Annotated in this window: 18 protein-coding genes and 1 riboswitch; of the genes, 8 read left to right on the forward strand and 10 right to left on the reverse strand. The window is 61.7% G+C overall.

What is annotated here, in order from left to right; genetic code table 11:
• Window positions 1-79: 79 nt before the first annotated feature.
• The 4 genes from EOI86_RS12460 to EOI86_RS12475 all read left to right on the forward strand — a co-directional run bounded on the left by EOI86_RS12460 (window position 80) and on the right by EOI86_RS12475 (window position 4,440).
• A complete protein-coding gene (locus EOI86_RS12460; RefSeq protein WP_161973814.1) occupies window positions 80-1,690 on the forward strand; it encodes a tetratricopeptide repeat protein in 1,611 nt (536 codons plus the stop codon).
• A gap of 122 nt (window positions 1,691-1,812) precedes the next feature.
• A riboswitch (cyclic di-GMP riboswitch) is annotated at window positions 1,813-1,918 on the forward strand.
• Window positions 1,899-2,453 (forward strand): hypothetical protein, encoded by a 555-nt coding sequence (locus tag EOI86_RS12465; RefSeq protein ID WP_150132799.1) that lies wholly within the window; start codon window positions 1,899-1,901, stop codon window positions 2,451-2,453. Its footprint overlaps the riboswitch before it by 20 nt.
• 89 nt (window positions 2,454-2,542) lie before the next feature.
• The gene (locus EOI86_RS12470; RefSeq protein WP_127765525.1) at window positions 2,543-3,022 is read left to right on the forward strand and encodes a hypothetical protein; all 480 of its coding nucleotides are present in this window, start codon (window positions 2,543-2,545) and stop codon (window positions 3,020-3,022) included.
• A gap of 194 nt (window positions 3,023-3,216) precedes the next feature.
• Complete coding sequence (locus EOI86_RS12475; RefSeq protein ID WP_127765526.1) at window positions 3,217-4,440, forward strand: threonine synthase; 1,224 nt, start codon at window positions 3,217-3,219, stop codon at window positions 4,438-4,440.
• Window positions 4,441-4,541: 101 nt separating this feature from the next.
• Here the strand turns inward: EOI86_RS12475 and EOI86_RS12480 are convergent, their stop codons facing one another.
• Window positions 4,542-5,351 (reverse strand): AsmA family protein, encoded by an 810-nt coding sequence (locus EOI86_RS12480; protein ID WP_240035654.1) that lies wholly within the window; start codon window positions 5,349-5,351, stop codon window positions 4,542-4,544.
• 200 nt (window positions 5,352-5,551) lie between these two features.
• Between EOI86_RS12480 and EOI86_RS12485 the strand changes: the two genes are divergently transcribed.
• Window positions 5,552-6,037, forward strand: a complete 486-nt coding sequence (locus EOI86_RS12485) for an MmcB family DNA repair protein (RefSeq protein WP_127765527.1) — start codon at window positions 5,552-5,554, stop codon at window positions 6,035-6,037.
• Between the two features lie 24 nt (window positions 6,038-6,061).
• On the opposite strand, the gene rfaE1 is transcribed toward EOI86_RS12485, so the two are convergent.
• Both rfaE1 and EOI86_RS12495 read right to left on the reverse strand, forming a co-directional pair.
• The gene (gene rfaE1, locus EOI86_RS12490) at window positions 6,062-7,552 is read right to left on the reverse strand and encodes a D-glycero-beta-D-manno-heptose-7-phosphate kinase (protein ID WP_127765528.1); all 1,491 of its coding nucleotides are present in this window, start codon (window positions 7,550-7,552) and stop codon (window positions 6,062-6,064) included.
• Window positions 7,553-7,632: 80 nt separating this feature from the next.
• The gene (locus EOI86_RS12495) at window positions 7,633-9,768 is read right to left on the reverse strand and encodes an HD domain-containing phosphohydrolase (protein ID WP_127765529.1); all 2,136 of its coding nucleotides are present in this window, start codon (window positions 9,766-9,768) and stop codon (window positions 7,633-7,635) included.
• A 198-nt stretch (window positions 9,769-9,966) separates the two neighbouring features.
• On the opposite strand from EOI86_RS12495, the gene EOI86_RS12500 reads away from it, so the two are divergent.
• From EOI86_RS12500 to cbiB, 3 genes are all read left to right on the forward strand, one after another.
• Window positions 9,967-10,665 carry a transglutaminase-like cysteine peptidase gene (locus EOI86_RS12500; RefSeq protein ID WP_161973815.1) on the forward strand — a complete coding sequence of 233 codons (699 nt, stop codon included), beginning with the start codon at window positions 9,967-9,969 and terminating at the stop codon, window positions 10,663-10,665.
• A gap of 167 nt (window positions 10,666-10,832) precedes the next feature.
• Window positions 10,833-12,104: an EAL domain-containing protein gene (locus EOI86_RS12505; protein WP_240035655.1), complete on the forward strand. Its 1,272-nt coding sequence runs from the start codon at window positions 10,833-10,835 to the stop codon at window positions 12,102-12,104.
• 34 nt (window positions 12,105-12,138) lie between these two features.
• Complete coding sequence (gene cbiB / locus EOI86_RS12510; protein WP_240035656.1) at window positions 12,139-13,179, forward strand: adenosylcobinamide-phosphate synthase CbiB; 1,041 nt, start codon at window positions 12,139-12,141, stop codon at window positions 13,177-13,179.
• A 39-nt stretch (window positions 13,180-13,218) separates the two neighbouring features.
• Here cbiB and EOI86_RS12515 read toward each other — a convergent pair whose 3' ends face one another.
• From EOI86_RS12515 to fabA, 7 genes are all read right to left on the reverse strand, one after another.
• Window positions 13,219-14,712, reverse strand: a complete 1,494-nt coding sequence (locus EOI86_RS12515) for a cobyric acid synthase (protein ID WP_240035657.1) — start codon at window positions 14,710-14,712, stop codon at window positions 13,219-13,221.
• Window positions 14,713-14,781: 69 nt separating this feature from the next.
• Window positions 14,782-15,507 carry a lipid-binding SYLF domain-containing protein gene (locus EOI86_RS12520; protein WP_127765531.1) on the reverse strand — a complete coding sequence of 242 codons (726 nt, stop codon included), beginning with the start codon at window positions 15,505-15,507 and terminating at the stop codon, window positions 14,782-14,784.
• A 101-nt stretch (window positions 15,508-15,608) separates the two neighbouring features.
• Complete coding sequence (gene cobO, locus EOI86_RS12525) at window positions 15,609-16,232, reverse strand: cob(I)yrinic acid a,c-diamide adenosyltransferase (protein ID WP_240035658.1); 624 nt, start codon at window positions 16,230-16,232, stop codon at window positions 15,609-15,611.
• Window positions 16,233-16,408: 176 nt separating this feature from the next.
• Window positions 16,409-20,158 (reverse strand): cobaltochelatase subunit CobN, encoded by a 3,750-nt coding sequence (gene cobN, locus EOI86_RS12530; protein ID WP_127765532.1) that lies wholly within the window; start codon window positions 20,156-20,158, stop codon window positions 16,409-16,411.
• Window positions 20,159-20,190: 32 nt separating this feature from the next.
• Window positions 20,191-20,988, reverse strand: coding sequence for an enoyl-ACP reductase FabI (locus EOI86_RS12535; protein ID WP_205032188.1), 798 nt, complete (start codon window positions 20,986-20,988; stop codon window positions 20,191-20,193).
• Window positions 20,989-21,033: 45 nt separating this feature from the next.
• Complete coding sequence (fabB, locus tag EOI86_RS12540) at window positions 21,034-22,275, reverse strand: beta-ketoacyl-ACP synthase I (protein WP_240035659.1); 1,242 nt, start codon at window positions 22,273-22,275, stop codon at window positions 21,034-21,036.
• Window positions 22,276-22,525: 250 nt separating this feature from the next.
• Window positions 22,526-23,095, reverse strand: a complete 570-nt coding sequence (gene fabA / locus EOI86_RS12545; protein WP_127765533.1) for a 3-hydroxyacyl-[acyl-carrier-protein] dehydratase FabA — start codon at window positions 23,093-23,095, stop codon at window positions 22,526-22,528.
• Window positions 23,096-23,173 lie beyond the last annotated feature (78 nt).

Below are 23,173 nucleotides of genomic sequence, written 5' to 3' on the forward strand. Positions count from 1 at the left end.
AGGACCTCCCAAAAAAGTTGGTCGAATAGGCCGAATGGCCGTGACCAAGCCAGCCACCGTTGGGACAATAATCGCTGTTATGTCAAACGACGCCAACCCTTCTCAAACCATAAAGGAGTCGGTCGAGACGGCAATCCGGGAGGCGACCGCCTTGGCCCAGAGCGCCCGGTTCGACGAGGCCGAAGCAACCTGCATGGCCGCGGCCCGCGACTTGGGCGACCATGCGGAGCTTTGGAAATGCCTTGGCGCGGTTCGCCATCACAGGGGCGACAGTGCGAACGCCGCCGCGGCGTTCCAAAAAGCCGTCGACCTTGCGCCGGACGATGCCGGGGCCTGGTCTTCGCTGGGCCTGATGCTGGCGACCGCGGACCGGTCCGGCGAGGCGATCGCCGCCTTGCGGAAAGCCCTGGAAATCGATCCCGGCCAGACGGCGGCGGCGCGCAATCTGGGCCTGAGCCTGATGAAATCAGGCAAGCCGGCGGAGGCGCGCGACGTCTATCGTACGCTTGCGGCGCAATTGCCGAACGATGCCGATGTGCTGGGCTGGCTGGGCCATGCCAGCGCGGCGGCGGACGATATCGACACAGCCTATGCCGCCTATAAGCGGTCCCTTCAGATCCAACCGGGCAATCAGAACCTGGAACTGACGCTTGCCCTGGTGGAACGGGATTTGGGCCTGTTCCCCGCCAGCCGGTCCCGATTCGACCGCCTTTTGGCGGCTCGTCCGGACGACCCCGTGCTGCGCTTCGCCCAGGCGCAGAACTTCCTATTGCAAGGCGATTTTGTGAACGGGTTCCGGGAATATGAATGGCGCTGGAAACGCCCTGGCATGGAAGTGCCGGAATTCAACGCAGTGCCCTGGCAGGGCGAAGACGTCGCCGGCAAAACCTTTTTGCTGCACGATGAACAGGGGTTGGGGGATACGATCCAGTTCTGCCGTTTCGCCGCCACACTGCGGGATAAAGGCGCGGCAGTGACCCTGTTGGTCCGCCCGCGCTTGCGCCGGCTGATTTCAAGCCTGTCGCCAAATGCCTCTCAGGACATCGCCGTTATCGATACGGTGCCGCCGGGCGCCAGTTTCGATTTTCATTGCCCGTTGATGAGCATCCCCTACCGGCTGGGTATGACCCTGGCCGATATCCCTGCACCGCAGGCCTATCTGACGGCGGAGGATGAATTGATCGCCCAGTGGCGGCCGAAATTGGCGGAATGGAGCGGCGGGAAACTTGCCGTCGGTCTGAACTGGCAAGGCGATCCGTCTTCCCAGTCGGAACGCGGGCGGTCCCTGCCATTCGACGCGCTTCGAGGCTTGCTGGCGCTTGAAGGTATCCATTTCTTCCTGCTGCAGAAACAGCATGGGCGCGACGCCCTGGCTGGTATCGCCGATTTGCCGAACGTTACGGATCTGGGTGATGCCCTCGACCTGGGCGACGACGCGTTCGTCGATACCGCCGCTGTCATGCACTGCCTGGACATTGTTGTCACCAGCGATACCGGCCCGGCGCATCTGGCCGGCGCCATCGGCGCGCGGAGCTGGGTCTTGTTGAAAAAAGTGCCGGAATGGCGATGGGGCACGGCCGGGTCGGCCATGCCGTGGTATCCGACCATGCGTCTTTTCCGGCAGAGTGTTCGCGGGGACTGGTCCGGCCCGGTCAGGGAAATCGCCAACGCCTTGAAAACCAGCCTTTAAACCTTCGGAAAAAACGATTTCGGGCTTTTTCCTAAAAATTGAGCGTTTGTGACAGCGGTCACAGCGCTTCCATAAGCTATAGTGAATGATGCAGCGTGTTGAGGTCTGTCCGCATAGGGCAGCCCACGAAACGGCAAACCACTGGAAACGGTGGGACGCAAAGTTTCCGGCCTAAAACGGGCGTTCTCCGGCAACGGGTGGCGGCGTGATGGTAGCGGGACTGCCGAATGGAGTGATGTTGATGCGTCGCACGACCTTGATCGGATTGATACTTCTGTCCCTCGCGCTTTCCGCGCCGGGTGCCTTGGTTTACGTCACGAAGGATCTGGCCGGCAAGCAAGACGTCCAACGGGGCCGCAAGGATAGTGGATCCAAAGCGGGCAGCACCAATGTGTGGCTGACCACCCCGGCCTTCTCGATACTCGATTCCGCCGGCGACAATCGGATCTTCGTCGTGGCCTTGAAGATGGACAACAGGACGGACGCGACACGCTTGTGCCGATGGATGCCGATCGTCCGCGACCGCATTCAGACAGTGGTCGCCGGAGTGAACCGGCGGTTCGAAACACACGGCGTGCCGACATTGTCGATCGAGAAACGCCGGCTGAAGAAAGAATTGGCCGTGCTGTTGGAAACCGGGGTGCCGATGAGCGTGGATTTCGTCGACGCGAAAGTGGAGCCCGGCTCTGTACTGCACGGTGGCGAGTCGGTCGTTTGCGACGGCAGCACACTGGACCGCCGCAAAGGCCCCGTTTTCTTCTAAGAACGGGCTTTTACGGGGAAAGGTTCTTCCGGTGTCGCTGCCCGGGATGAACCCGCGGGGCCTACCCGCCGTTTTTTGCTGGTGTGCGAGTGAACTTCACGACGATCTTTGCAGCTTCCTGCGTGACCCTGTCGGTATCCATCGTCGGCGGGCTCTATTTTGCTAGCAAGGTCGAACGGAGGATCGAGTTCGACGGCGCGTCGGGGTCGGCATCGGCACGGCTTTGGATCACCACGCCCCCCTTCACGCTGATCGGCGTCGACGGCAAGCGTCACACGGTAACGGCCGTGGTCAGTACAAACGGCAAGAAGGAAGCCAACCGCTTCTGCAGATACATGCCGATCGTGCGGGACCGCTTGCAGCGCTTCGCCGCTGCCGTACGCGTCACCGGCATTGAAGAAGGGCAGCCGGTCTTGCGCGGTGACAAGGCCTCCCTGGCAGGCGACCTGGTTGACGCCGTCGGTCTGCGGGGGACACCCAGGATCGAAATCTTCGACGGCAACTATCCCATCCAGCGGGTCACCCGGAAAACACCCGCCACCTGCGAAGGCGGCCGGCTGGCCGCGTAACGGGGGCACCGCGCCAATCCGGATTCCGCCCCACGCGCTTTCGACATCAGCCCCCCCGATAGATTTCGGCAAGAGACCTTGTCCCCTGCATGGGAAAGCGCATGCTTGTCGGGCCCGCACCGCTTCGACTAGGGTCTTACGCCGTGAACTCATAAACCCACCGAAAAAAATACACCATCGAAGGAAGCGTCCGCATGCGCGAATACCCGACATTCGTCACCCATCTCGAATGCTCCATGACGGGCAAGACCTATCCGGCAGACACGATCCAGGGTCTGTCCGAGGTGGGCCGGCCGCTGCTGGTCCGCTATGACCTGGACGCGTTGGGCAAGGCGATCACCAAGGAAGACTTGGCAAGCCGGCTGGAAGGCGGCTTTTGGCGGTATCGGGAATTCCTGCCGGTGCGGAAATCGGAAAACGCCGTTGCGCTGGGCGAAGTGATGACGCCCTTGATCGACCTGCCCCAGCTTTCCGCCGAACTGGGCGGCAAGATCATCGTGAAGGACGAAGGACGCCTGCCGACCGGCTCTTTCAAGGCGCGCGGCCTGGCATTGGCGGTTTCCATGGCCAAGGAATTGGGCCTGAACCATCTGGCCATGCCGACGAACGGCAATGCGGGCGCGGCCATGGCGGCCTATGCCAGCCATGCCGGCATGAAGACCACGATCTTCTGCCCGGAAGACACACCGGAAGTGAACGTTTCGGAAATTGAGCTTCAAGGCGCGACGGTCTACCGGGTCAACGGGCTGATCAACGATTGCGGCAAGATCGTCGGCGAGGGCAAGGAAAGCGTCGGCTGGTTCGACGTCAGCACGCTGAAGGAGCCCTATCGCATCGAAGGCAAGAAGACGATGGGGATCGAACTGGCCGAGCAAATGGGCTGGACCCTACCCGATACGATCTTCTATCCCACCGGCGGCGGCACGGGCCTGATCGGCATGTGGAAGGCCTTCGCCGAATTGCAGACCATCGGCTGGCTGACCGGCAAGATGCCGCGCATGATCGCGGTTCAGGCGACCGGCTGCGCGCCCATCGTCAAGGCTTATGAGGATGGCGAGGAACATGCGCCTTTGTGGGAAAACGCCCATACCATGGCGTCCGGCATCCGCGTGCCCATCGCCGTCGGCGATTTCCTGATCCTGCGCGCCGTGCGCGAAAGCGGCGGCTTCGCCATCGCGGTCGATGACGACGCCATACAAGACGCGCAGGAAGAAGTGGCGAAACGCGAAGGCCTGCTGCTGTGCCCGGAAGGGGCGGCGACCTATGCGGCCTATAAACAGTCCTTGGCCGATGGCAGGGTCGGCAAAGGCGAATCGGCGGTGCTGTATAACTGCGCCACCGGCCTGAAATACCCGATGCCGCGCATCGACCGCGCGCTCGACCGGAACAAGCCGATCGACTATTCCCAATTCAGTTAAGCCCAGTTCAGCTAGGAACCGAGCGATCCTGAAAAAAGAAAAACCGCACCCCGGAAAATGAGGTGCGGTTTTTTCTTAACTCACCGAAAACGATTTGCGGATCAATCGCCGCCGATCAGCCCTTTCAGACCTTCCGTCGCGCCTTCCAGCGCCCCGCCGGCCGACCCACCAGCACCTTCCAGCGCCTTGGTCGCTTCGCCGGCAGCCCCTTCGACGGCCTTCGTCGCCGCATCCCGCAATTCGTCGAGATTGAGGTTGGAGACGACGCCCTGGACGCGCGAGGTCAGCGAGTCGAGGACTTGCGCGGCCACTTCGCCCGGCGTCGCGCCGCCGGAATCCTTCCCGATATCCTGCAGATGGATTTCCGGCACTTCGGTACCCATCGCTTGTCCCTTCAGGAAGGGTGCGCTGACGCGGACATCGGCGCCGCGGATGTAAAGATCGTTGATCACGACCTTCGTGCCGTCGCCGCCGGCCTCGTCGCTTGAGGACGCCCCGCCGGATATTTCCTTCGTGAAGTTTTCCACGTTGCGCTGGATCGCATCGATATTCGACCCGCCATCGCCGAGTTCATAGATCACCTTTGGCGAGGTCACGATGACTTCATTGATGACGATCGGATTGGACTGCAGCGAGTCCAAATCCAGGGAAACGCTGATATCGCCGAGGTTGAATGCGTAGTCCGTATCGAATCCGGACGGGTTCGCCACGTTCAGATCGCCGAGCGATCCCTTGCCGCCGGCAATGTCGAGGGCCACTTTGCCAAGGGTGACTTCGACACCCGTCGCGCGGGTTCCGGCCTTTTCGACCGCCGTGCGCACGAATTCATCCAGATTGCTCAAGAAGTAATAGACACCGCCGCCGATCAGAACGATCAGGACAACGAGTGCTATGCCGATTTTCTTCACCATTTTGGTGCCGCCTTTCCTGAGCCCGAAGCTTCGGACCCAAATCACTGGGATCTATTCTGGGATCTCTGGTGAGATCGCTGCTATAAACTGTCCCGCCCCGGCTGCCTTATCGGCGAGCTGGCCCCGTGCCGCAAGTGTAAGCCTGTTACGAATCCAGTAAAGAGAGTCGGGTAATATTATTTCATGCAGAAGACCGTTTCATGACCGGTACAGAATTGGACGACATCGCCGCAGCGGACAAGACGCGCCTTGTGACCCGGGGCGTGTGCCGGTTGCTGACCCAGATGGACCAGGCCTGCGTGACCGAACTGCGCCTGAAAACGGGCCGCCGGGTCGACGTCATCTCATTGAATTCAAAAGGTAAATTCACAATCGTCGAAGTGAAGGTCAGCGTCGCCGATTTCCGCGGCGATCGGAAATGGCAGGAATATCTGCCTTTCTGCGATGCCTTCTATTTCGCCGTGCCGGTGGACTTCCCGCAGGAGATTTTGCCGGAGGAAGCCGGCCTGATCACGGCGGACGCCTATGGCGCGGCGATTCTGAATCCGGCGGCGGAAGGCGATATGAACGGCAGCCGGCGCAAGGCTTTGACGATCCGATTCGCGCGCCACGCGGCCAGCCGGTTGGGCGCGGTGACGGACGAAGTCCTGGGCGCCGCCGGCAAGGAATTCCTGACCGACATTTGAACAAATTTTTAAGGGTTCAAACGGTCAACTACCGCGCAGCTTCTTGACCGTCCCCGTGGTGGAATGCCCGTCGAGCAAGCCGGCCAGGAAAACCTGCCCGCCCCAGGATTGAACATCTTCCGCGCCGACCACGGTTTCGACCGTATAGTCCTGGCCCTTCACCAGAACGTCGGGTTTCAAGGCGCGGATCAGGTCCAACGGCGTATCCTCACCAAAGACCACGACTGCGTCGACGCTGGCGAGCGAGGCAAGCACCGTGGCGCGCGCCGTTTCGCTGTTCACCGGGCGTTCAGGGCCTTTCAGCCGCGCCACGGACTCGTCCGAGTTCAGGCCGACGACCAACCGGTCGCATTGTTCCCGCGCCTGTTGCAGCAGATGCACATGGCCGGGATGCAGCAGGTCGAAACAGCCATTGGTGAAGCCGACCGATTTGCCTTGGCGGCGCCATAGGCCGACCAAATCCGTCATGCTGGCCAAAGTATGAACCTTGCGTTCGCCTTCCAGCCAGGCCGCGCCATGGGCGGCGGCAACCAGTTCTTCGGGCCGCGCGACGGCGGTGCCGGTTTTCCCCACCACGACGCTGCCGCCCAGATTGGCCAGCCGCGCGGCACTGCCGCTGTCCAGGCCGGACGCCAAGGCCGCGGCCATCAGGGCGATGACCGTATCGCCAGCGCCGACTACGTCGAAGACTTCCCGCGCCTGGGCGGGAATATGCAAAACACCGGCCGGACCGGCCAAGGTCATGCCTTTCTCACTGCGGGTCGCGAGGATTCCAGCCACGCCGAAATCGCGGATGGCGGTTTCGCAGGCGGCGACAACCTCGGCATCCGTCGCCATCGGCATACCCGTCGCCAGGGACAATTCCGCCCGGTTGGGGGTCAACAGATCGGCCCCTGCATAGCGCGCGTAATCGCGGCCCTTGGGATCGACCAAAACGGGGATACCGGCCTTGCCCGCGCGGTCGACCACGGCGGCAATGATTCCTTCCGTCAAGACGCCCTTGCCGTAATCCGACAACACGATCGCCCCGCAGCGCGACAGGGCCATATCGATTGCCGCAATGACCGAGGCTTCGGTTTCCCCGTCCAGCGACCCGTTTGTTTCCTCGTCGGCGCGAAGCAATTGTTGCCCGCCGGCCAGAAAACGCGTCTTCACACTCGTCGGTCTGGTATTGTCCCGAATAAGGGTCAGGGCCAGGCCGGGCTTGTCGCCCAGCAAGGATCCCAATTCGTCGGCGGCGGCATCGTCACCGGTGACCGAAACCAGTACCGATTTCGCGCCGACGGCCGCCAAATTGCACACCACATTGCCGGCCCCGCCGGGAACCGTGCTGCGCCCTTTCACGGACAAGACCGGGATCGGCGCTTCCGGGGAAATCCGGTCGACCGCGCCGTGGACGAACCGGTCCAGCATGACATCGCCGATGACCAGCACGGTCGCATGCGTCAACCCTTCGATCGCGCGGACCGGATCGTCGCCCAAAGGGGCGGATTTCAGTGATTTTTCCTGCGTCATAAAGGCTGCGTACTCCAAGCCCGGGGGAGGTTCAAGCATCCCGCGAATCACCGGCTATCGGAAAAACAGGACCGGAACCGTCAGGCGCTGGGCCTTGTTCCGAAATCCGCCCAGGCTTCCCGCCCACCGTGATTATCCAGATGATTGGCCAACGCGACGACGACGCGACGGTCGAACTTCTTGTTGCCGTCCTGCAGAAGCTGGTCGACCGCGGCCTCGAAAGGCATGCCGTCGCGCCAGGCGCGGGCTGAGACCATGCCGACAAAGGCGTTCGCGACCGACACGATGCGCGAGGTCACGATGATATCGGTGCCGGAAAGCCCGTCCGGCGTTCCCGTCCCGTCGTAATTTTCCTGCATCTGGGCCAGCGTATCGGCGACCGGGCCTTCGAAATCCACGTTGCGGACAAGATTCGCGCTGACCATCACGCTGTCGCGGATCATCTTGAATTCCTCGTCCGTCAGCTTGCCTTCCTTGGTCAGCACATGGGTCGGCACCGTGATCTTGCCCAGATTCATCAGGCTGCCCGCCGTGCCAGAGGTTTCGATCAGCAGCGGGTCCTGTGCCATTTCCGCCGCGATCGCGCGGGCCACCACGCCGACCCGGACCGAGTGATTGGCCGAGAAGGGGTCGCGCTGATCAACGACGGAGACCAGGGTGTTCACCAATTGCTGCATCACCTGTTCGCGCTTTTCGCGCTCGCGGACGCTTTCGGTGATGTCCTGGGTGACCACAAGCGCGCCGTTCGGCATGCCTTCCGACGGCGGCAGATGTATAAGGTCCGACCGGAACACTCGCGCGCCATCGCCCAAATCCATTTCATGAGTGTGCGACTGATGTTCCTGCGTCTCGACGCATTCCTTGACCCACCCGGCGATCCGCTTGCCGTGGATCGGCCCGAAAATTGCGCTGACATGCTTGTTCAACAGGTCCGCGCGCTCCATCCGGGCCTGCTGCATGGCCATGTCGTTGAACCAGCGGTAATGCCCGCCTTCGTCATAGATGACGATGGAGTTGGGCTGGCTGTCGGTCACCACATGCATGAAATTCCGCTGGGCCTCGAACCGGCTGGCGAGCCGCTCGAACCGGTCGGCAGCCTGTTGCGCGCGCTGGGACGTGCCGTAATACCAAAGCGCGACGCCCCCGATCAGGACCAGAACGATGATGCCGGAAAAGGCGATCACCATCTGGTTCAGGCGGTCTTCTGATTCAGCCAGCGCCTCGGACGTATCCACCTTGTAGATCAAGGTCCACGGGACCTGCGGGAAGGCGCGCGACAGGGCGAGGACCTCTGCCCCGGCATAATCCGTCTTCACCGCGAATCCGCCCGGCGTGCGGACCGCCCAGGCGGCGGCGAGGTTCGGCGTGTCGGTGGAGAGCTTCAACTTCATGGGCGCAGCCCCATTGAGCAGCGGGGAGAGGTATTCCACCGTCGCGCCGGTGGCGCGCACCAACACAGCTTCCGCCGTTTGGTCCACATTACCTGGCTGTTCCAGCAGCGGGAAAAGCTCGTCGGTCACCGGTTTGATGCCGACAATGGTGGCGATCTGGGAACTGGCGCTTTCATCCGACTGCAAGGCGAAGACCGGCGCCAGGAACGCCATGGTCGGCTCACCGCCCGGCCCGATGAACATGTCGGATACCGCCGCTTCGCCCTTCGGCGTGTTCTCGATGAAACTGCGGATATGTCCCTGTACCGGCGGGGCGCCGGGACTGGCGACAACGATATTGCCTTCTTCGTCGACAATGGCGATTCCAGCCGACCCGACGCGGTTCACATTCGCCGCCACGGCAGGCCCGCTGACCGCGGCGGTGAAGCCGGTGCGGTCAGCGACGACGGTCAGCAGATTGCCGAGATATTCCAATTCCGCGGAGGCTTCGCCATCCGCGCCGCCGGCCACATCGTACAGGATGGTCATGTATAGCTGGAGCGACTCGTTTTCCGCCAAACCGCGCAATTCGTCGACCTGGGCGTCCATCCAATTGTCGATTTCCGCGAAGCGGCTATCGGCGATGATGCCCAGGCGAACCTGCCAGCGGCGCATTTCCCGTTCGCGTTCGGCTTCGGTGAACTGATGGACAAGAATGCCGCCGACCACCGCAAAAACGAGAATCGCAAACCCAGTCGCCGCCATTTTGAACAGCGCAGACCGTCCGCTTTCCGACCCGGGCTTGTTGCCCGACGCGTTCACAGTCGCCGTGGATAGATCACTCACGGAATATCTCCCCAATTCCGGTCTGGCGCATCGCCGCTTTTTTCATCTACACCCTAGCGGAATCGCACCCGCAACACATCTTCATAGATAATTAACCGACCTCATCATGAAATATCCAACAATTCGGTACGTTTAATGGGATTTTGCACCGGAATGCGACGCAGGCCGACAGGGAACCGTAACGGTGGAGCGAGGGCGATGGCGGCGGCACTTTCGCCGCGCGCCAACCATGCCTTTTACGGCTTGATCGCGGTCCTGGCTGTCGCTGCCATGATGCTGGCCCCGATGCTGGTATTGGCCCCGGATGCGTCCGCCGCGGCGCGCACCACCGCCAAATGGTCTGTTTTCGGTACCAAGGAGGTGATGTCCACCAAACTGGCCAAGTTCCAGAAATGGACGGACACGCTTAAACGCTATTCCGGCGAAGAGCCCGAGGAATTGCAAATCTGCAAGGTCACGCCGACCAATCAATGCCATCTGGCACGCTGGCGGATTTTCCTGAAACAGATCCTGACCCGGCCCAAGCGGGAACAATTGGACCTGGTGAACGCCTATCTCAACAAATGGCTCTATGTAATCGACCCCGTGAATTACGGGGTGAAGGACTATTGGGCGACGCCCAAGCAATTCATGCAGCGGGCCGGGGATTGTGAAGATTATGCGATATCGAAGTTCATGTCGCTGGCGCATCTGGGTTTTCCCAAAGACAAGATGCGGGTCCTGGTGCTGCAGGATTTGAACCTGAGCACGGCGCATGCGGTGCTGTTGGTGGAGCTGGATGGCGATGTGCTGATGCTGGACAACCAGATATCGACCGTGATCAGCGCCGACCGCGTGAAACACTACAAGCCGATCTATTCCATCAACGAAGACGCCTGGTGGCTCCACCGGGGTTAGACGCCCGGCGTTAGAGGCTTAGGGCCACCCCGCGCGGCGAACCGGTCCATGAACCGGGCCACGAACCTTGCTTTGAACCGGGCGAAAACGCCAAATACCTTGGCCGGTCCCGGTGAATCTGGTGTATTCAACCGGTTGATTCCTTTGATTCAGTGCCGGGTGGCGACGTGCAGGAAAATACGAGCGGGCAGGAATACATGCTGCTGGATTTCGCCCAGCGGCTGGAGCGGCATCGGGAAGAGCGCCGCGCCGTTCATCTGCATCTATCCCGCCTGAAACCGCAGAACCGGCGCGACCACCATTTGCGCATCGCGGTGAATACGCTGGAAGATTTCGTCCGGTCCTATGAAGGACAGATCTTCACATTGGGCAGTGCCGACGTCGTCTTCGTCTGCAAGGGCGTCCGGCTGGCGCAATTGGACGATATCGTCATGCGGATGCGGTATATGTTCAGCGAGGATCCCTTGTCTTCCGCCGACCCGGATGAAGACGGGCATGGGCGCTTCGCGACGCTGTATAATATCGAAAGCCAGTACGACGGTTTCCTCGACCTTTGCAAAAACCTCTATAACGAGGAACAGATCCGCCAGCGCCGTTTGCAGCAGATCGCCACCCAGTCGGGCGACGACCTGCCGACGGATACGCGCCGGCCGTTATCGCCGCAGCAATTGGGCCGGCTGGAAGAAGTGCTTGAGAGGGCGGATTTATCTTCCGTCCTGCGCCGTCAGGCGGTCTGCGCCTTCGGAAAGGGCCGCAACGATCCACCGAAACCGATGTTCCGGGAATTGTTCGTTTCCGTCGTCGACCTGGCGACAACGGTGCTGCCGGATGTAGACCTTGCCGCGAACCGCTGGCTGTTTCAGCACCTGACCCAGACGCTGGACCGCCGGGTTCTGAAAATGCTGGCGCGCGCGGAAGATACATCGCTGCATTCCCAGATTTCGGTGAACCTGAACGTCCACACATTGTTGTCGCAGGAATTCCTTGAGTTCGATTCCAGCCTGCGCATGGGCAGCCGCGGCACGCTGGTCGTTGAGTTGCAGATGATCGACATTCTGGCCGACTATTCCAACTATCTCTTCGCCCGCGATTTCGCGCGGGAAAAAGGATATCGCGTCTGCCTGGACGGCATCACGCCGGACACGCTGTTCTATGTGGACCGGCACCAGATGGGCGTCGACCTGATCAAGCTGGCGAGTTCACCCGTCTTCGACACCGTGGACGAGAACGACCCGCGCCTGCAGGAAGTGGGTGAGGAAATCGCCCGCGTCGGCAAGGGACGGGTGATCCTGTCCCGCGTGGACAACGAGAACATGATCCGCAACGGCATGAAATTGGGGATCACCCTGTTCCAAGGCCGCCAGGTCGACCAGATTCTTCAGCGCGGCAGCCGCAGTTGGGGGCCGGCGGTCGGCCAAGGCCGCCTGACCCGTTCCTAGATCCGTCGCGGACGGCACCTTTCGGATGAGCCCGATGGACGGAATAGACTTCACTTCCTTTATGCAAATCTGGCGCAGCAGCGACGGGCAGACCCTGTGGCTTGCCTCCGCGACCCCTCTTTTGCTGCTGATGGGCTTGGCGCTGGACTGGCTGATCGGGGACATGCGCTGGCTGTTCAAATTTCTGCCGCATCCGGTGGTGATCATCGGCAAGCTTATCGGTTTTCTGGACAAGAAACTGAACCGGGAAGGGCGCGGCGATATCAACCGCACCGTCCGTGGGGCGGTCGTCTGTGTTTTCGTCACCTTGACCGCCGCCGGCGCGGGGTGGGGCGTTCAGTTTTTGACCCGCCAACATCCAAGCGGCTGGATGGCGGAGGTTCTGCTGGTCGCCATTCTGGTGGCACAGCGCAGCTTGGCCGGGCGGGTCCGGGATGTGGGCCGCGCGCTGGGCAAGAACGATCTGTTGAAAGCACGGGACAATCTGCGGCATCTGGTCAGCCGCGATCCGGACAAGCTGGACCGGCACGGCGTCGGGCGGTCGGCACTGGAGAGCCTGGCGGAAAATTTCTCCGACGCGGTTGTCGCGCCCGCCTTCTGGTTCCTGCTGCTCGGCCTGCCGGGGCTGTTCGCCTACAAGGCAATCAACACCATGGATTCCATGATCGGCTATAAGACGGACCGCTATATTTCCTTCGGTATGACAGCGGCCAGATTGGACGATGCGGTGAACTGGATTCCGGCCCGAATTGCCGGGCTGATCTTCGTGATCGGCGCGGCTTTCGCCCCCGGCGGAAACCCGGCCCGTGCGTTGAAGGTGATGGTCCGCGACGCCCGCAAACATGCCAGCCCGAATGCGGGCTGGCCGGAAGCGGCGATGGCGGGCGCCTTCGACATGGCTTTAGGCGGACCGCGCGTCTATCCCGGTGGCTTGAGCAAAGCGATCTGGATCGGCGACGGCAAGGCCCGGCTTGAGGCCGGCGACGTGCGTCGGGGATTGGCGCTGTTCGTCGTCGGCTGTGGCTTGTTGTGGTTGTTGGTCGCACCGCTCGCGATCTATTCACTGGCCGGATAGGAACCCGGCCCAGGGCAGTGTACTCAGCGGGCCATGGACTCAGCGTGCCGCCGCCAACAAGGCGTCGATATCAAGATGATCTTCCATGTGATCGGCGAGGCGGTCGAGAACCCGCTCTACCGATGCGTCATAGGTGCTGCCGCCGGTACGGCCTTCGCGCAACCGGTTCAGGAAAGCGTGACGGAATCCGTCGGCGGCGAAAAGCCCATGAAGATAACAGCCCATGACCCGACCCGTGGCATCCACGGCCCCGTCCATGCGCCCGGCGATATAGGCCATCGGGCTGGCCAGGCCGGGCCCGGCGGTGACGCCCATATGCATCTCGTACCCCGAAACAGATTTGCCGGTGGTCAGTTCCCTCGCCGTAACCTCACGCAAGGCCTTGTCGCCGGCGATCTCGGTCTCGATATCCAACCAGCCCAGTCCCGCCGTATCACCCGCCGGCCCTTCTATTCCCTTAGGGTCGGACAGACGCTTTCCCAGCATCTGGTATCCGGCGCATAGGCCCAGAACCCACCCGCCGCGCCGGATATGCGCGTGCAGGTCAATATCCCACCCCTCGTTCCGGAACGCCGTCAGGTCGCCGATCGTGGTCTTCGACCCCGGCAGCAGGATCAGGTCCGCGTCCAGCGGCAGCGGTTTTCCGGCGGGCACGATGGTGATTTCCACATCCGGTTCCGCCCGCAACGGGTCGAGATCATCGAAATTCGCGATGCGCGGCAGGCGCGGCACCGCGATGCGGATCGGCCGGGTCGCTTCACTGCCGTCCCCCGCCCTTCGATCGGCCGAAGGGGTGTCGAGCGCCACCGCGTCTTCGGCGGGCAAAAGATGGGCGTCGCCGAACCAGGGCAGCACCCCATGGCAGTCCATGCCGGTGCGGTCTGCGATGATGTCCAGCGCGGAGGTGAAGAGCGATTTGTCGCCACGGAACTTGTTCACGATATAACCGACCAACCGGCCGCGTTCGCCATCGGTCAGCAGCGCATGGGTGCCAATCAGGCTGGCGATGACCCCGCCCCGGTCGATATCGGCAACGAGCACGACCGGCACATCCGCCGCCTCGGCGAATCCCATATTGGCGATGTCCCCGGCCCGCAGGTTCACTTCCGCCGGGCTACCGGCGCCCTCGACCAGGACGATATCGGCCTCAGCCCGCAACAAGGCGAAGCTTTCCAGAATCTTCGGGAGAAGGGTGGGTTTCAGCGTGTAGTAGTCGCGCGCCTTGGCCTGGCCGAAAACCTTACCCTGAACCACGATCTGGGAGCCCATATCGCTCTGCGGTTTCAGCAGGATCGGGTTCATATGAACACTGGGCGGTACACCGCAGGCCCGCGCCTGCAAGGCCTGGGCACGGCCGATTTCGCCGCCTTCCGCCGTGACGGCGGCATTGTTCGACATGTTCTGCGGTTTGAAGGGACGGACGGTCAGGCCCCGCCGGGTCAGTGCCCGGGCGAGGCCCGCGACCAGAAGGGACTTCCCGACATCGGAGCCAGTGCCCTGCAACATCAGCGAAAGGCCCGGCACCGGTGTCATACTTGCCCTTTACGTTCGGTTACTGCGCTTCCGCAGCCTAATCCAGATACAGTCTGTTCCAGATATCCCTTATTGGGGATACCGCGCCAATTCCTCACGCAACGGATCGGCCGCCGAATTCGCGAATTTGCCGTCGATGACAACCGATTTCGGGCTGGCATCGTTGGTACCGTAAAAGGCGGCATTCAGCTTTTCGCGCGGGAATACGGCCGCCCCTTCAATGCTGACCCCGATGAAGACACCTTGCGCCACCGAATAGGCGATGACATCCGCGTTCAGGTTCGCCGTGGTCGAGGCTTCCGCCCCGGCGCCATAGGGACCGACCGCACCATTGATTTCGCCGCCGATCGTGACCTTGTCGTCCAGGATCGCTTCCAGCCCTTTGCCGGTGAGGACGATCAGCATCAGTTCCGAGCTCTGCGCGCCGATCTGCAACCCGAACGAGGCCGCGCCCATGCCGACAAAGGTCGGATAGCTCCAGCGACCGTCATCGGCCTTCGCCAGCAGCACGCCGGACCCGCCTTCACCACCCACGAAGAATCCGCCCTTCAAGATCTGCGGGAAAAGCACCACACCCTTCGCCTTCTTCATATAGCCCTTCACGTAGGAGGCGAATTCCTTGTGGTTCCGCATCTTTTCCGCCGTGAAGACCGCTTTGGAAACAAGCTCATTGGCCGTTTTCAAGTTGTCCGCTGCATCGTCGGCGGTTGCGGGCGCGGCAATACCGAAAGCCATCGCGGCCGACAGGACCGCCGCCGCGGCGACGCGCTTCAGTCCGTTAAATTCGATCATCATGTGATTCCTTTTCCGTTGCCTCCGCCCGGATAAGATATCCAGGCCGGTTACCCCCGTCCGTCCCGGCACATCACGCACCGGTTTCGGAATTCGATCACGCCCTAAAATTCGATCCCTACTTGGGCCTTCACCCCGCCGCGGAAATGATGCTTCACCATTTCCATTTCGGTCACCATGTCGGCGATCTCAATCAGCTCTTCCTTCGCGTTTCTGCCGGTGACGACGACATGCGTGTCGTGCGGTTTGTTCTTCAGGGTGTCGATTACATCATCTAGTGGAAGGTAGTCATATCGCAACACGATATTGAGTTCATCCAGAATTACCATCTGATAGTCAGGATTGTTGATGGCTTCCTTCGCATAGGCCCAGGCCGCCTGCGCGGCGGCTATGTCGCGCTGCCGGTCCTGGGTATCCCAGGTGAACCCTTCGCCCATCGCCTTCATCACGACCTGATCCGGGAACTTTTCCAGCACCAAGCGCTCGCCGGTGTTCCACACACCTTTCACGAATTGAACGATACAGATCTTCATACCGTTGCCCACGGCCCGCGCGGCGAGCCCCATGGCGGCGGTCGTCTTGCCCTTGCCCTTCCCGGTATGGACCATCAACAGGCCCTTTTCCTCGGTTTTGGTGGCTATCATCTTGTCGCGCGCCGCTTTTTTCTTCGCCATCTTCTCGGCGTGGCGCTTATTGATTTCTTCTTCGGTCATGCCTTCGGTTTTCATACCGGCAATCCTTCCCCACACGTCCCGTACAGTGATTGGTCACCCCTGTAATGCCCGGATTCGCCCGCTATGACACCTCACTATGGGTGACACCTGACTATGGCGGCATAGTATGGCTGAAAAAAGGCATCGGCCCCCAATCCGGTCTCCGTACAGTGCGATATCCAATAAACGTGTCAGCCGGCCAGGCGTTGCAACGCCTCGCGCGTGCTGTTGCGGCGCGGCTTCCACAAACCCCGGTCCTGCGCTTCCAACAGACGGTCGGCCATTTCCCTCAAAGCGGACGGGTTGTGGTTCTCCAGAAATTCCCGCACCGCCGCGTCATCAAGATAGGCATCGAAGACAAGGTCGAAATGATGGTCTTCCACCGCCCGCGCGGTGGCGGAGAAGGCAAAGAGGTAGTCGACCGTGGCGGCCATTTCGAAAGCGCCCTTGTATCCATGGCGCATGACGCCCGCGATCCATTTCGGGTTCACCACGCGGGCGCGGACGACCCTGCCGATTTCTTCCTTCAAGGTTCGGATGCGGGGCGTTTCAGGGCGGGAATGGTCGTTGTGATAAACCGTCGGCTGATCGCCCGACAAGTGCCGGACCGCGGCGGTCATGCCGCCTTCGAATTGATAATAGTCGTCGGAATCCAGCAGGTCGTGTTCCCGGTTGTCCTGGTTATGGACGACAGCCTGGACCTTTTTCAGCCGATTCGAGAAACCGTCATGGTCGGCCTCCCCTTCCTGTCCGGCGCCATAGGCATAGCCGCCCCAGGTAAGATAGGCCTCAGCCAAATCGCCTTCATCCCGCCAGATCTTCTCGTCGATCAGCGCTTGCAGGCCCGCACCATATGCACCGGGCTTGGACCCGAAAACACGCGCCCCGGCGCGGCGGGCGGCATCTTCCGCCGTCAGGCCTTGGGCGTCGATCAGGGCTTGCGTCTCGTCCCGGACATGCGCCGCCAAGGGATTGACCGCCTCGGCCTCGTCCAGCGCCGCGACGGCGCGCGCGGCGGAATCGAGCAAGTCGATCAAACCCGGAAAGGCGTCCCGGAAAAATCCGGAGATCCGGAAAGTGACATCGACGCGCGGCCGGTCCAGCAGGTCGGCGGGAAGAATTTCGAACCCGGTCACCCGGCGGGAGGTATCGTCCCAGGTCGGCCGAACGCCCATCAGGGCAAGGGCTTGGGCGACATCGTCGCCGCCGGTCCGCATATTCGCCGTTCCCCAGGCGCTTATCGCCATTTGCCTTGGATAGTCGCCATGATCCTGGGCATAGCGTTCGACCATCATCTGGGCGGATTTCCAGCCCAGCGTCCAGGCCGCCGGGGTCGGCACCATGCGGGTATCGACGGAATAGAAGTTCCGGCCCGTCGGCAAAACTTCGGGACGCCCGCGCGACGGTGCGCCGGACGGACCAGGGGCCACGAAACGCCCGTCCAACCCGGTCAGAATCCCAGCCAATTCCGCCGGCCCGCAGGCATCCACCGCCGGCTTCAACCGTGCGGCCACCGTTTCCATCACCGCTTGCGATGCCGGGCCTGGCGTTGCCGTTTTGCCCGCGATCAAGTCCAGGCCGAAAAGTTCCAACCGTTCCACCGTGTCGCCCTTGGTCCGCCACGGGGACGTATCGACCGCCATCAGTGCCTGCGGGCAAGGTCCGGTCCAAGCTTCCCCCATTACACAGTCAAGGGGATCGAAGCCTTCGTGGATCGAAAGATCTTCCGCCAAGGCGCGCAGCAGGGATTTGTTCCCGTCGCCCGATCCCCGCGGCGCACGGATCAGCGCCATCAGAAGCCCATCGCGCAACCCCCCTTCGGGGCTTTGCCCAAAGATATGCAGACCGTCGCGGATCTGCATTTCCTTCAATTCGCATAGATGGTTGTCGAGCGCGGCCAAGGCATCATCCGGCGCGGCATCGGGCGCAATGCCGATATCCTTGTCCAACCCGGCGGAGCGGGTGAGGTCCAGAATTTCCTGACGCAGCACCTTCACCCGGCGCGGGTCGCCCTGGGCGGCGTCGTAATATTCGTCGACCAGCAGTTCCAGGTCGCGCAGGGGACCATAGCTTTCCGCCCGGGTCAGCGGCGGGGTCAGATGGTCGACGATCACCGCCTGGGCCCGGCGTTTCGCCTGCGTCCCTTCGCCCGGGTCGTTGACGATGAAGGGATAAAGATGCGGCATCGGGCCGAAAACCGCTTCCGGCAAACAGGATTGCGACAGGGCGATGGATTTGCCCGGCAGCCATTCCATCGTCCCGTGCTTGCCGATATGCACGATCGCTTGCGCCCCGAAGCGCTTCCGCATCCAGGCGTAAAAGGCAAGGTATCCATGCGGCGGCAGCAAGGCCGGGTCGTGATAGGTCTGAACCGGGTCGATATTGTAACCGCGCGCCGGTTGCAGGCCGATTGCGATATTCCCCAATGTAAAGATTGGTAGGGCGAAATCGTCCTCTGAGGTTCGGAAGAACGGGTCCGCCTCAGGCCCGCCCCAGCGGTCGGTTATGCCCGAACGGACATCTTGCGGCAGGGTGGCGAAGAATGCATCGTAATCGGCCCGCGTCAGTGTCTCGCGGATCTCCCGCCCGTCGACCGCCGCGTTGGTCGGACCCGCGGCCAGATGGTCGATCAGCGCGTCGCCGGTCGCGAAGTCATGCGGCACGGAATACCCCGCATCGGCCAGCGCGTTCAAAATGGTCAGCGTGCCCGCCGGCGTATCCAGCCCGACCCCGTTGCCAAGGCGTCCGTCCCGGTTGGGATAATTTGCCAGGATCAGGCCGACGCTCCGGTCGGCTGGCCGTACCCGTCGAAGCGCTGCCCAATTCGCGGCCAGTTCCGCGACGAAGTCGCAGCGATCCGGCACCGGTTCATAGCCGACGATATCCGCCTGAACATTCGGGTCCCGCAGGCTGGCCCCCTTGAAGGAAACCGCACGGGTCAGGACACGCCCGTCCACTTCGGGCAAGGCCACGTTCATGGCAATGTCGCGCGGCGTGAGACCCTTCGTTCCCTCTTCCCAGGATTGCAGATTGCTGCCGGAAAAGACCACTTGCAGAACCGGGCAATCCGCCGCGTCCAGCACGGTCCCGGTATTCTCGCCGCCCGGCTTTCCAACCGCGAAACCCATGCCGTTCAAAATCGCATCCGGCTTGGCCGCGCCGAACAACTCCTCCATCGTTGCGATGGAGACCGGGTCTTTCAAACTGGCCGCGAAGATCGGCAAGGGGATGACGCCCTGCGCCTGCAGCGCCTGGATCATGCCGTCCACTGCGGCAAGATTCCCGGCCTGGACCAAGGCGCGATAGAAGGTGATCGCCGCGACCGGCCGCGTGCCGATTTCCGCCCAGGGCGCATCGGACAGGGATGGGTTGGCGAGGCCCGGCCAATACAGGCCTGCTTTCAACAACGGCGCCGGCGCGGGTGGTGTTACGGCGTAACCCAGTTCCGCGGCGATGGCGGTCAACGCGCCTTCCGCATTATCGACACCACCCTGGATGAAATATTCCCATAAATCGGTATAAAGATCGTCCGGGATGGTGGACAGGTCCCGCAACTCGATATCCGGTTTGTCATCGCCGGGCAGGAAAGCGACCGGGATGCCGGCTGCCTTGCAGGCGGCGGCCACCTCGTCGACGCCATAGGTCCAGTAGGACCGCCCGCCAAGCAGACGGCAAAGAACGAAGCGGGCCTTGCCTACGATTTCCTCGACATAAAGGTCGACGGAAAAATTATGACCGAGATGCATGAGGTTCGCACAGCGCAAGCTGGGCGCACCGGCGCCGCCGGCAGGATCGGCCAAACGGCGCGCCTGCGCGGCGGCAAGGCAGGCGATTTCCGTATCCGCGGCAGTGATGACGACGATATCGCCGGGGGTCTGGCCGAGGTCTACGGCCTCGGAGCCATCGTCAATACCGCCCGGTTGTGCTGCCAGGAGGTGCATGACGGGCCGCTTTCAGAAAACGTGGGAAGGGGTTACAGCGGTGGCGCCGCCATGCCGATGACGTGATAGCCGCTATCGACATGGTGAACCACGCCGGTCACACCGGCCGACAGGTCCGACAGCAGGTAAAGCGCCGATCCGCCGACATCGTCCAAGGTGATGTTCCGGCGCAGGGGCGAGTTTTCACCCTGCCAATTGTAAACAAACCGGGCACCCGCAATCGCGGAGCCGGCCAGGGTCCGCATCGGCCCGGCGGAAATCGCGTTCACGCGAATGCCGGCCTTGCCGAGATCGCTGGACAGATAGCGAACGCTGGCTTCCAGCGCGGCCTTGGCGACGCCCATGACGTTGTAGGACGGCATGACACGCTCGGCCCCCGAATAGGAAAGCGTCAGCAAGCTGCCGCCATTCGTCATCAAGGGTTCGGCGCAGCGCGCGACTTCAGTGAAGGAATAGCAGGAGATTTCCAGGGTCCGGCCGAAATTCGCCCGGCTGGTATCCACATAGCGGCCCTTTAGCTCATTCTTGTCGGAATAGGCGATGGCGTGGACGACGAAGTCGATCGAGTCCCATTCATTGCCGATCTGTTCGAAGGCGGTGGCGACGGAACCGTCCACACCGACATCGCAGGAGACGCAGAATTTCGACCCCAACTGCGCGGCAAGCGGTGCGACCCGCTTACCGAAGGCCTCGCCCTGATAGGTGAATGCGAGCTCGGCGCCATGCTTGGCCAGCGCCGACGCGATCCCCCAGGCAATCGAGTGATCGTTGGCGACGCCCATAATGAGGCCCCGCTTCCCTTTCATCAGTTGAGTCGAACTGGACCCCATTTTTCGGATACCTCGGCAAGTCGCAAAAGGAAGGACGGGCAGTGATCAGGAATCATACCGCCGGAATACAAGGCAGGCATTGGTGCCGCCGAACCCAAAACTGTTGGACAGCACGCAATCCAGCCCCGCATTGTCGATCCGTTCCGTGACGACCGGGACACCGGCAGCCTCTTCGTCCAGATTTTCGATGTTTGCGGAGGCCGCTATGAAGTCGTGATTGAGCATCAGAAGCGAGTAGATTACCTCATGCACGCCGGTTGCACCCTGCGAGTGGCCGGCGAGCGATTTGGTCGAGGAAATTCGGGGCATGTTGTCCCCGAAAACCTCACGGATACCGTTGATTTCCGCCATGTCGCCAACCGGCGTCGACGTGCCGTGGGCGTTGATATAGCTGATCGGGTCGTTCAACCCGTCGAGCGCCATCTTCATGCAACGGATGCCGCCTTCGCCTGACGGGGCGACCATGTCATACCCGTCCGACGTAGCACCATAGCCGACCAATTCGCCATAGATCTTCGCGCCGCGCGCCTTGGCGTGTTCCAATTCTTCCAGCACGACGACACCGCCGCCGCCGGAAATCACGAAACCGTCGCGGTCTTGGTCGAACGGGCGGCTGGCCCGGCCTGGGTCATCATTATACTTCGAGGACAATGCGCCCATCGCGTCGAACAGCACGGTGAGGGTCCAATTCAACTCCTCCCCGCCGCCGGCGAAGACGATGTCCTGCTTGCCCCATTGGATCAATTCGCTGGCATTGCCGATGCAATGCGCGCTGGTGGAACAGGCCGAACTGATCGAATAGTTCACACCCTTGATGTGATAGGGCGTCGCAAGCGTCGCGGAGTTGGTGGAAGACATGGCGCGCGGCACCCGATACGGGCCGATCCGCTTGACGCCTTTTTCCCGTGAAATATCCGCCGATTCGACCAAGTCGCGGGTCGACGGACCGCCGGACCCCATGATCAGGCCCGTGCGCTCGTGGCTGATTTCCTGTTCGGTCAGCCCCGCATCTTCGATCGCCTGCTGCATGGCGACGTAGTTATACGCCGCGCCGTCACCCATGAAGCGACGGACTTTTCGGTCGATATGCTCTTCCAGGTCGATATCGATTTCGCCGTGAACATGGCTGCGGAATCCGCGCTCCTTATATTCCTCGACGAATTTGATTCCGGAGCGCCCTTCCTTGAGGGAATCCACGACTTCCGCCTGACTATTCCCAAGCGACGAGACGATGCCCATTCCGGTAACAACGACGCGCCGGCGTCCGTTCATGCTGGGTCCGTTCATGTTTACTCCCAACCGGCCTTTTAAGACGGCCTTGCGGCGACGGCCACCCGGTTCATGTTTCTCGCACCCGCTTCCTTCCGAGATATCCGGCCAGAAGCGGCAAATAGCGTGGGGTGTCGCCAGCCCCGCCGCAATCCTATGTGCTAATTGGTGTTTTGAACGCCAGTTGCCAACCCGTCAAGCATACGCGCCCCCGCAATCACCCGCTTTCGCGGAATTGCCGGGCCCTATGCGTCCAAGGCACGGAAAATTAAGCTTGGGCAGGCTCGGCAGGCTGGAAAAGCCCGACTTTCATGTCGCGCACTTCCTGGGCAATCTTGCCGTCCACCTTCACGACGCCGTCTGCGATTCCCATGATCAAGCGCCGCGCGATCACCCGTTTCAACGTAATGTGATAGGTGACTTTCTTCGCGGTCGGCAAAATCTGTTCCAGCAACTTCACTTCGCCAACGCCAATCGCGCGGCCCCGGCCCGGTTGACCGAGCCAGCCGAGGAAGAAACCGACCAATTGCCACATGGCATCGAGCTGCAGGCAGCCCGGCATCACCGGATCGCCCTCGAAATGGCATTTGAAGAACCAGAGGTCCGGCTTGATGTCGAACTCGGCGACGATCTCGCCCTTGCCGTGCTCGCCGCCATCCTGGGTGATGGAGGTAATCCGGTCGATCATCAGCATGTTCGGCAACGGCAACTGCGCATTCCCGGGTCCGAACAGCTTGCCTTTGGCGCAAGCAATCAGTTCGTCGTAAGAGAAGCTGTGTTTGTCCGTAAGACCTGGAGCCGCTCCTTCCGCAGCCTTGGCCGAATCTTGTGCGCTCATGTACCGCGCGTCCCCTCGTTTGAATTGCGACCCAATTTTTCGCGACGGACCCTATACCACACCCCGAATCTTCACAAG

Source organism: Hwanghaeella grinnelliae (genome assembly GCF_004005845.1).
GTDB lineage: Bacteria > Pseudomonadota > Alphaproteobacteria > UBA8366 > Aestuariispiraceae > Hwanghaeella > Hwanghaeella grinnelliae.